Source organism: Salinisphaera shabanensis E1L3A (assembly GCF_000215955.2).
GTDB classification, from domain to species: Bacteria; Pseudomonadota; Gammaproteobacteria; order Nevskiales; family Salinisphaeraceae; genus Salinisphaera; species Salinisphaera shabanensis.
The window spans coordinates 26,485-36,843 of sequence record NZ_AFNV02000033.1; the positions used below are offsets into that span (position 1 = coordinate 26,485).

Below are 10,359 nucleotides of genomic sequence, written 5' to 3' on the forward strand. Positions count from 1 at the left end.
CAAGGGGTTTCAAGCGCCAACCGGAATCCTCATGTCGTCTATTGCGCGTAAGAACGACGACCGCCCGCTCGACTGGTATCGCGTGCGTCTGGATACACGCGATATCGAGCGCCACTTCGCCAAGCGCCTGTTGCTTGCCTTCGATAGCGCATACCTCGATGCCGGCGAGCCAGAACATATGCACTTGTACATGGCCTCCCGCCGTGACGGTGGCGCGGATCTTTATCTCAGCCCGGGCGCAATGCCCGCGGCCCGTGCGCTCGCCCACCGGTTTCATGCCGAGCCCTGTACGTCACCGACGCACCCTCTCCTGTTGATCGGCGGCGGTCGTCACATGCCATCCGTGTTCGGCGCGGGGCCCGCGGCACAGCAAACATATGCAACACCTGATGAAAACATGCTGACGCGCGGTGTAAGCGCCGAGCTGGCCTAAGCCAGTTCGCCGACCCGCCCAATATCTGTCGGCTGCCCCCGACAGCCAACACCATCGCCGTATGCGGTAGTCTCGCAGGCCGAATACGTGATCGGTGTTCACGTCGCGGCCGTGCGCAGCGATTGCAGAGCTCAAGTAAGGGCGTACCGTACTCCGCACCAGGCGCTTTTAAAGCGCCCGTAGCCACTTGCATATCCGGTACTTCCGGCATGTTTATTCCGGTAATGCCATACTGAACAGGCCCTGTACGGCCTGCGAGCGGTTATTGATGTCCGAACACGAAGCGAACACCCGCAGCCCTGTCGTGGCTATTGGCGCTTCCGCCGGCGGGCTAGAACAAATCAGCACCCTGCTCGGCTTGCTGCCCGACAACACGGGCGCGGCTTTCGTTGTAATGCAACACCTATCGGCTGCCCGCAAATCCCAGTTGCCCGAATTACTCTCGCGTACGACCACGCTTCCGGTGATCGTTATCGAGCACGACATGGCGCTCGAGCCCGACCGCGTACATGTCATGCCAGAGAACTGCGCGCTAGGCATCAAAAACGGGCGTTTGCAGCTGCTGCCCAAAAAAGAAGAGACCACGCCCACGGTCATCGACAGTTTCATGCGCGCACTCGCCGAGGAACGAACCGAAAAGGCTATCGGCATCATTCTTTCCGGTAGCGGCAACGACGGCGCGCTGGGCCTGAAGGCAATCAAGCTGCACGGCGGGCTGAGCATGGTGCAAGACCCCGATACCGCCGAACATCCAAGCACGCCCCGCGCAGCGATCGCTGGCGCAACGCCCGACTATGTGCGAAACCAAGGCGCTTGCCGAGCCGCTGTGCAACCATCTTGAACACAACCTGGCAACGCCGCATCCGATCGGCGAAAAAGACCAGCATGTCGAAGATGAAGATGAGAACGACAACGATTTCCTTCACGACGTCTTGGGCATTCTGCGCCAGTACGATAAAAAGCGTGATTTCTCGGCATACAAACCGAACATGCTCAAGCGTCGCATCCAGCGACGCATGGGCCTGATCGGCACGGGCGAGCCCGACGCTTATCGCCAGCTCCTGCAGCAAGACGGCGCCGAGCGCGAGAATCTTTCGCAGGATTTTTTTGATCTGCGTGACCGATTCTTTCGCGACAGCGAAGCCTACGCCGCACTCTATGACACGGCCCTACCCACGCTGCTGGAGAAACGCGATACGGAAGATTCGATACGGGTATGGGTGCCGGGCTGCGCGACCGGCGAAGAAGCCTATTCGATTGCCATGGCACTCGACGAAGCGATCCATCGCACCGGGCGCGACTACCGTTTTATCGTGTTCGCCAGCGATGTCGACCAACGCGCGCTCAAGGTCGCCCGCGCCGGTTTCTACCCGGAATCGATCGCGGCCGATGTCAGTCCGTCGCGTCTACGCGCCTATTTCGACAAGCCCGACGATCATTACCGCGTCAAACGCAGGCTACGTCGCGTGGTATTTGCCGCACAGAACGTCATCGAAGACCCGCCGTATTCGCGCCTCGATCTGATCAGCTGCCGCAATCTGTTGATGTATCTCAAGCCCGAGATACAGAAGAAAGCAATCGCAACATTCCATTTTGCGCTTAACGCGCGCGGTCTGCTGCTGCTGGGCTCGTCCGAAACGCTCAGCGGCCAGATAGATCTGTTCGAGCCCATCAACAAATCGCACCGGCTTTTCCAACGTATCGGCAGCGAACGCCCGATGCATCGCGGCCTGCCGTTCGCCGGCCAGGCCGGGGCTCGGGATACGCGCGACCCGACGACCCACGCCCACGCCACGACGACCGGCAGCGATATCGTGCAAGTCACGCGCGATCTGCTGCTGCGCGATTTCGTGCCGCCTGCGGTTCTGGTCAATCGCAAGTTCGAAATCCTGTGCAGCTACGGCCCGGTCCACAGATTCCTCGCGCTGCCGATGGGTGCATCGTCGCTGTCACTCATGGAGATGGTGCACGCCACGTATCGCAGCCATCTGCGCGCGATCATCCATCGAGCCCTGCGCGATAGCGAACAACAAGCCGTGGTGACCACGCCCCACGACGAAGATCCACAGCGGATTCAGCTGACCGCACGGCCGTTGCAGTTCCCGGAGGCCGTGCGCGGGCTGGTGTTCGTGACCTTCGAAAGCCTGCCGCACGTCGGACGAACCACACAGCCCCAGGCCAGCACCGACACGGAACGCCAGCTGGCCGACGAGCTGGAATCCACGCGTCGCGAACTGCACACGACGATCCAGGCCCTGGAAGCTTCCAATGAAGACTTCAAGGCGTCGAACGAAGAAATCCTGTCGATGAACGAGGAGCTGCAGTCGACCAACGAGGAACTGGAAACCTCGAAGGAGGAACTGCAGTCGGTCAACGAAGAACTCACCACCGTCAACACCGAACTCGAAAACAAGGTCGGCGAACTCGAAACCGCACACAACGATCTTCAGAATCTGTTTTCGGGCACCGATATCGCCACGCTTTTTCTTGACCGAGCGCTGTGCATCAAGCGTTTCACACCCGCGATCAAGGAGTTGCTCAACCTGATCGCTTCGGATATCGGCCGGCCACTCAGCGACATCTCGCTCAAGTTCGACGACCCGGACCTCGAAACCGACGCCGATCACACGATGGCGGATCTGGTCACGCGTGAAAAAGAGATCAAGGCCGGCAACGGGCGCTGGTACTTGCGACGCACACTGCCTTATCGCATACAGGACAACGCCATCGACGGCATCGTGATGACGTTCGCCGACATCAGCGACCTCAAACGCGCATCGCTGGGTTCCGAGGAAAGCGAACACCGGCTGGACCTCGCGATGGGCGCGATCGACGGCGGCATGTGGGATATGCAGATCGACCCGGCGCGCCCCGACGATCTGCCGGATCACGTCTATCTATCCAGCCGCCTGAAGCACTTGCTGGGTTTCGAGAACGACCAGTTCCCGAATTCTCTGCGTGCCTGGGAAGAACGCATTCTCGACGCCGACCGCGATGTTTTCCGCGATCTGGGCGCACGGCGCGAGGCGGCGAGCGCCGGCGTTCATTACCGTGCGCGGCATCGCGACGGGCGTATTCGCTGGTTTGCCAGTCATGGCCAGCTCGTGGAAGACACCGAGACCGGCGCCGCGCGGTGGATCGGTATCGACCGGGATATCACCGAACACAAGCTCGTCGACCGTCAGGCGCTACAGGCGCGGGCCCGTCTTGAACTGCTGGCGGACAACGTCTGCGATATGGTGGGTTATCTCGACCGCGAGGGCGTCTTTGAATTCGTCAACAAGGCGTTTGCACAACGCCTGGGCGTACGCGCGGAGGATGTCCGCGGCCGGCCGCTGGAACAGGTGTTCGGCGACGACAGCGCGCATCAGTTCGTGGCCTGTCTCGAGGCCGTACGCCGGGGCGATAGCGCGACCTGTCACGTGTCTTTCACCAACGGCGATAAGGCGCCCCTGGCGCTCACGGTCAGCCATATACCGCACCGCATGGACGACCATACGACCGGCTTCTACATCATCGTCGGCGAAACCGATCGGCGCGGGCGCCGCGATGACGACCGTATCGACCAGCGCAAGGGTCTGGTGCATCTGCAGCGCCTGGCCACGGTCGGCGAGATGACCCGCTCGCTGTCGCACGACCTCAAGCAGCCGCTGAGCGCGATCAATACCTACGCCGGCACGCTCAAGCGCATGATTCATGCCGGTCGCGACGCCGAACAGACCACGGCACTGACCGGCAAGATCGCCGAGCAGGTGCAACATGCCGCGGATATGGTTTCCGCGACACGCGATTTCGTGCGCGAACGCGGCGGCGAGCAGGACGACGAGGATCTCAACGATCTCGTGCATCGGGCGCTGGCGCTCGTCGACGGGCTGGCCGGGGATCGCCAGGTCGAAACGCAGCTGGAACTGCATTCCCCGCTCCCGCCGCTGTACTGCCAGGGCATCCAGATCGAACAGGTGATCGTGAATCTACTGATTAACGCGATCCACGCCGTCCAGGATATACAGCGGGGGCAGCGCACAGTGCGCGTGCAGACACGTCCGGTGGATAACCAAACCGTGGAACTGTGTGTCAGCGACAGCGGCGAAGGCATTCCCGGCGATAAGCTGGGCCGGATTTTCGATGCGTTCTATACCTCCAAGCTGGAGGGTACGGGCCTGGGCCTGTCGTTGAGCAAGACGATCGTTGAGTCGCACGGTGGCCAGATGTGGGCGGAGTCCGCCCTGGACGCTGGCGCAGCATTTTTCGTGCGCCTGCCCATACGCGAATCCGGGCCTTCGGATGGCGAGCTGCCGTAACCGGGCCGCCAATCGTTGGCCGGAAACCGGCCGCCGAGAAGCGCGGCGTCCACGGCCAGGGTATTGCCACGAAAGGCCGGGCTGGGCCCGGCCTCCGCGCGGCTCGGGCCGTAGAGATCTAGGCGGGTGCCGCCGGTAGCGCACGTTTGTGTGCCGTCGCCTCATAGGCGTCGATGATGGTTTCGCGCGCGTGATCGCTGACCTCTCCGCCTTCCAGGAAGGTATCGATCTCGTCGTAGCTCACCCCGAACACTTCCTCGTCGGGCCGCTGTGGCTTGAGTGATTCGAGATCCGCCGTGGGCTGCTTGTTCACCAGCGCGTCGGGCGCGCCGAGTTTTTCGCCAAGGGCGCGAACCTGGCCCTTGGTCAGGCCGAACAACGGCGTGACGTCGGCCGCGCCGTCACCGAACTTGGTGAAAAAACCCATCACGGCTTCTGCCGCCTGATCGGTGCCGACCACCAACCCGCTGTGGCGGCTGGCGATGGCGTATTGAACCACCATGCGCTGGCGCGCCTTGACGTTGCCGAGGATGAAATCCTCCTGTTCGGCGTCGTCGAAGCTCAGATTGCTGTTCTCGAGCGCCTGCTGCATGCCGCTCGTGGGCGCCTCGATATTCACATCGAGCAGTTCATCGGGCTGGATGAAATCGAGCGCGGTACGGGCATCGTCGGCGTCGTGCTGTTCACCGTGCGGCAGGCGCACCGCATAGAAACGCGCGTCCCCGCCGTTGTCGCGAACACGCTCCACGGCGAGCTGGCAAAGCCGGCCCCCGATCGTGGAATCCACCCCGCCGCTGATGCCCAGTACCAGGGCTTTCAAACCGCCGTCGCGCAGGTAATCGGCCAGAAAACCGACACGACGTTCGATTTCGTGATCGGCATCGATATTCGGCGAGACCGCCAGGGCCTCGATGATGTCGCGCTGGGTACTGCGGGTTTGCTCTGTCATGAATCGTTCCTTGGTTTGTCGGGTTACGCGGCCGTGGGGTTGTGGCCGGAAAAGACTTCGTCGAAATAGAAAACCAGCCGCTGCAGCCCGTAATGGGCCGCGCCGTGGCGTACCTCGTTGCGCTCGCCCTCGAAATAGCGCGTCTCGGTGAACCGATGAATTCGATCGCCACGGCGAACCGCCCAGGCCAGACACACCGTTCCGGGTTCCAGTCCATTCGGGCCGGCGGCCGGGCCGGCGATGCCGGTGTTGGCGATGGCGGCGTTGGCATCGTTGTTCTCGATCGCGCCGAGCACCATCGCGTCGGCGACCGCTTCACTGGTCAGCCCGTGCTCGTCGATGAGTTCGTAGGCCACGTTCAGAAAGCGATTTTTCGCCTGCGGCGAGTACACCGCCAGACCGCAATCAATTGCCGCGCCGCTGCCGGGCACGCGGGCGAGCTCGGAGACGATCAACCCTGCCGTACAGGATTCGGCCGTCGCGAGCTTGATTTCGTTGCGCAGCAGAAAATTCGCGATGTCTTCGATACGGTCCATTGTCTCGGCTCCTTCGCCGGGTCGCGTTATCCACATATAGCGCTACGCTAGCCATTCAGACGTGTCGGCGTCTGTCCGTGTTTGTGCCCATGTTCTGCGCGGCTCACCACGGGTTTGCTCAAATGCGGGGGAAATTACGGATTTATCCGTCCAAATGCCATCTCTAGTGTGCCGGCCCTCTTGTGAACTTCACATGCAGGCGTACCGCTCGGCCGGCTTGCCCGTCGAGCGCTTTCGCACGTCTGCAGATAGATTCGACTAGCAAAGGGCTTTGCCCATGGACGAGCAGCAGAACATCGCCGTCATCGGTCTGGATGACTTCAACCTCGAGATGTTGCGCACGGTGCGCGACGCCGAGCGCTACAACTTTTCCGGCCTGATCGACTACGACCAGATCGTGAACCCGGAAAAATATCCGGTCGAGGACTTCATTCACGACGCCCAGTACGGCATGGACGAGGTGCCCGGCGGATTGCAGGCGATCGTCGGCCACTGGGATTTCCCCACCACCAGCCTGCTGCCGATCCTTCGCGATCGGGCGGGGCATGCCACACCCTCGCTCAAGGCCGCGCTGATGTGCGAGAACAAGTACGGCACGCGCCTGGCCACGTCGGAAGTCGCGCCCGAGCTCACGCCGCCCTTCGCCCTGGTCGATCCCGAGGACGATGCGCTGCTCGACGATCCGCCCCTGCCCTATCCGTTCTGGCTCAAGCCGGTGGTCGCGTTTTCCAGCACGCTGGGCTTTCGTGTTGACGGCCGAGAGGATCTGCGCCATGCGCTGCGCGAAATCCGCAACGGCATCGGCAAGTTCGCCGAGCCATTCGAAGCCTTCAGCCAGCGCGCCACACTCGGCGACCAGCGTGCGCTGTTGCGCGGGCGCTATTGCGTGGCCGAAGGCATCATCGCCGGCCGTGGCTGCACCGTCGAAGGCTATGTCCAGAACGGCGAAGCCCATGTGTACGGCGTGATCGATTCGCTGCGTGCACCGGGTGGTTCGAGTTTCACGGGCTATGTGTATCCGTCGAATCTGCCGGATGACGTGCTCGATCACATGCGCCAGAAGTCCTGCGAGCTGGCCACCCATATCGGGCTGGACAACACGCCGTTCAATATCGAGTTCCTCTGGGACGAAGAGCGCGACGACCTGAAGCTGCTTGAGGTCAATGCGCGCATCTCGAAGTCGCACTCGCCGCTGTTCTATCTCGTCGAGGGCGCATCGCACCACGAGGTCGCCATCGACGTGGCCATGGGCAAGCAGCCCAACTTCCCCAACGGCGGCGGCCCGTACAACTATTCGGCCAAGTTCATGCCGCGTGTCTACGACAGCGCGCGCGTGACCCGCGTACCGGGGCAGAAGGATATCGAGCGTCTGCGCGAGCGCTTTCCACATGCCATGTTCAAAAGCCATGTCAGCGAAGGCATGCAGCTCGAGGATCTGCCCAACCAGGACAGCTACAGCTTCGAGCTGGGCGACCTGTTCCTGGGCGCGGACAACTACGACGACTTGAACAGGTATTTCCACGAGGCCATGCATATCCTTGGGTATCGGTTCTCGCGTAAGGTCGAGACCAACTACGACTGACATTCACGACGTCGAACAAGCGAACTTCATGAGCGATCTACCGGCACACGAGGCCAATCACCGCGTCATCGAGCACACCACCATCCCGATGAGCGACGGCACCCGTTTGGCAGCGCGTATCTGGCTACCCGACGATGCCGACAGCCAACCGGTGCCGGCGATCCTCGAGTACATTCCCTACCGCAAGCGCGACTTCACCCGTTCGCGCGACGAAACCATGCACCCGGTATTCGCCGACAACGGCTATGCCGGCGTACGCGTGGATCTGCGCGGCAGCGGCGACTCGGAAGGCGTGCTCGAGGACGAATATCTCGAGCTCGAACTCCAGGACGGCGTGGAGATCATCGAATGGCTGGCAAAGCAGCCCTGGTGCGACGGCAGCGTCGCGATGATCGGTATCTCCTGGGGTGGCTTCAACGGCCTGCAGGTCGCCGCCCGCCAGCCCGAGGCGTTGAAAGCCGTCATCAGCGTGTGCTCGACCGATGATCGCTATGCCGACGACGTCCATTACATGGGCGGCTGTCTGCTCGGCGACAATCTGTCTTGGGCGTCGGTAATGTTCGCTTTCAATTCCCTGCCACCGGACCCCCAGCTGGTCGGCGAGCAGTGGCGCGACCTGTGGTTCCAGCGCCTGGAAGGCAGTGGCCTGTGGCTGGAAAAATGGCTGTCACACCAGACGCGTGACGACTTCTGGCGGCACGGCTCGATCTGCGAGGATTTTTCCTCGGTGCAGTGCCCGGTGCTGGCCGTGAGCGGCTGGGCGGACGGTTACACCAACTCCGTATTCCGCCTGCTGGACAAGCTGGACGTGCCGACCCAGGGGCTGGTCGGCCCCTGGAGCCACAAGTATCCGCACCAGGGCGTGCCCGGCCCGGCCATCGATTTCCAGGGCGAGGTGCTGCGCTGGTGCGATCGCTGGATCAAGAACGTCGATAACGGCGTGGAAAACCAGCCGGCGCTGCGGGCCTGGATGCAGGAAAGCATCCCGCCGTCGGGCAGCTACAGCTACCGCCCCGGCTACTGGGCCGGCGAAAGCCAGTGGCCCCCGCAGCGCGACGAACGCGTCTACCAGCTCGAACCCGATCTGCTGACCGAAAACTTCGATGATCCCGAGCCGGGGCATCAGGATGTGGAATCGCCCCTGAGCGTGGGGCTATTCGCCGGCAAGTGGTGTTCCTATGCGGCCGGCCCCGATCTGCCGCACGACCAGCGCGAGGAAGACGGCGGTGCGCTGGTGTTCGATACCGCCGCATTCGACAACGACTTCGAAATGCTCGGCGCGCCGGTGGTCGAACTGGAGCTGTCCTGCAATCAGCCGACCGGCATGGTCGCGGTGCGTCTGTCGGACGTCGCCCCGGACGGGAGCGCCACCCGCTGCACCTACGGGCTGCTCAACCTCACCCATCGCAACGGCCATGACCGGGTCGAGGAGCTCGAGCCGGGCAAACGCTACCGCGTATCCGTTCAGTGCAACGAGCTGGGCCAGATCATCGCGGCCGGCCACTGCCTGCGCCTGAGCGTGTCCTGTTCCTACTATCCCCTCGCCTGGCCGCCGGCGCAGTCCACCCGGCTGACGATTCATACCGAGAACTCGCGCCTGCGCCTGCCCGAACGTGAACGCCAGCCAAGCGACGCCGCAATCGCTTTCGACGCGCCGCGTGACGTACCCGGGCTCCACGTCGAACAGCTCACCCAGGGCCAGCAGCGCTGGCTGGTGCATCGCGATCTCGACAGCAACGAGTCGACGCTGGAGGTCATCAAGGACGGCGGTCGCTATCACATCGCCGACGCGGATCTGACCGTCGCCGACGATACGCGCGAGTACTACAGTTTTCGCACCGGCGATTTCGACTCGCCCAGCGCGGAAGTCGTGGCCCATCGCACGCTCGAACGCGAAGGCTGGTCGATCTACACGCGTACCCGCACCGTGCTCACCTCGGACAGCGAGGATTTCCACGTCCACGCCGAGCTCGACGCCTACGAGAACGGCCGGCGCGTGTATTCCAACAACTGGAACCGCCGTATCGCCCGCAACGGGGTGTGAGGGGCCCGCGAAGTAGCCCGCGAGCCAAGGGACAGATCAGGCTATGGAACTCGACGAGTATATCGGGCTGACCGCGACCGACCTGCTCGGCCGGCTCGCAAGGCGTGAGTTACGGGCAACAACGCTGGCCGACTGCGCGCTACGCCGTATCGAACAGGTCGATGCCCGGCTCAACGCGTTCTGTCATATCGACGAACGCGCCACCCGCGATGCCGCGGCGGCCGCCGACGAGCGCTACCGTAGCGGCCAGCCCATGGGCCGTATCGACGGTCTGCCGGTCGCGGTCAAGGACGCCTTCGACATGATCGGTTGGCCCACCCGCGACGGCTCCAGGCTGACCGACTCGCAGGCCAAGACCTTCGATGCGCCCACGGTGGCCGCCTGTCGACGCCATGGTTTCGTGCCTGCCGGTAAGACCACCACGCCGGAGTTCGGCTGGAAGGCGGTCACCGACTCGCCGCTGACCGGTGTTACCCGCAACCCCTGGAACACGGCCATGACCTGCGGCGGCTCC

The 10,359-nt window shown here is 62.9% G+C and carries 8 protein-coding genes; 6 read left to right on the forward strand and 2 right to left on the reverse strand.

All coding sequences use genetic code 11. The features are described from left to right. The first annotated feature begins 31 nt into the window (after positions 1-31). The 3 genes from SSPSH_RS16695 to SSPSH_RS18165 all read left to right on the forward strand — a co-directional run bounded on the left by SSPSH_RS16695 (position 32) and on the right by SSPSH_RS18165 (position 4,734). Complete coding sequence (locus tag SSPSH_RS16695) at positions 32-433, forward strand: hypothetical protein (protein ID WP_006915262.1); 402 nt, start codon at positions 32-34, stop codon at positions 431-433. Positions 434-701: 268 nt separating this feature from the next. Beyond that, complete coding sequence (locus SSPSH_RS16700; protein ID WP_006915261.1) at positions 702-1,274, forward strand: chemotaxis protein CheB; 573 nt, start codon at positions 702-704, stop codon at positions 1,272-1,274. Next, on the forward strand, positions 1,228-4,734 hold the full coding sequence (locus tag SSPSH_RS18165) for a CheR family methyltransferase (protein ID WP_006915260.1): 3,507 nt from the start codon (positions 1,228-1,230) through the stop codon (positions 4,732-4,734). The genes SSPSH_RS16700 and SSPSH_RS18165 overlap by 47 nt, the downstream gene beginning before the upstream one ends. 118 nt (positions 4,735-4,852) lie before the next feature. Here SSPSH_RS18165 and nadE read toward each other — a convergent pair whose 3' ends face one another. Continuing rightward, positions 4,853-5,683, reverse strand: coding sequence for an ammonia-dependent NAD(+) synthetase (gene nadE, locus SSPSH_RS16710; protein ID WP_006915259.1), 831 nt, complete (start codon positions 5,681-5,683; stop codon positions 4,853-4,855). A gap of 23 nt (positions 5,684-5,706) precedes the next feature. Continuing rightward, complete coding sequence (locus SSPSH_RS16715) at positions 5,707-6,219, reverse strand: CinA family protein (protein WP_006915258.1); 513 nt, start codon at positions 6,217-6,219, stop codon at positions 5,707-5,709. A 277-nt stretch (positions 6,220-6,496) separates the two neighbouring features. On the opposite strand from SSPSH_RS16715, the gene SSPSH_RS16720 reads away from it, so the two are divergent. From SSPSH_RS16720 to SSPSH_RS16730, 3 genes are all read left to right on the forward strand, one after another. Continuing rightward, positions 6,497-7,801, forward strand: coding sequence for an ATP-grasp domain-containing protein (locus SSPSH_RS16720; protein ID WP_006915257.1), 1,305 nt, complete (start codon positions 6,497-6,499; stop codon positions 7,799-7,801). Between the two features lie 28 nt (positions 7,802-7,829). Then, positions 7,830-9,845, forward strand: a complete 2,016-nt coding sequence (locus tag SSPSH_RS16725; protein ID WP_006915256.1) for a CocE/NonD family hydrolase — start codon at positions 7,830-7,832, stop codon at positions 9,843-9,845. Between the two features lie 43 nt (positions 9,846-9,888). Further along, positions 9,889-10,359, forward strand: a 471-nt coding sequence (locus tag SSPSH_RS16730) for an amidase family protein (RefSeq protein WP_021031913.1), incomplete at its 3' end; no start/stop codon positions are given.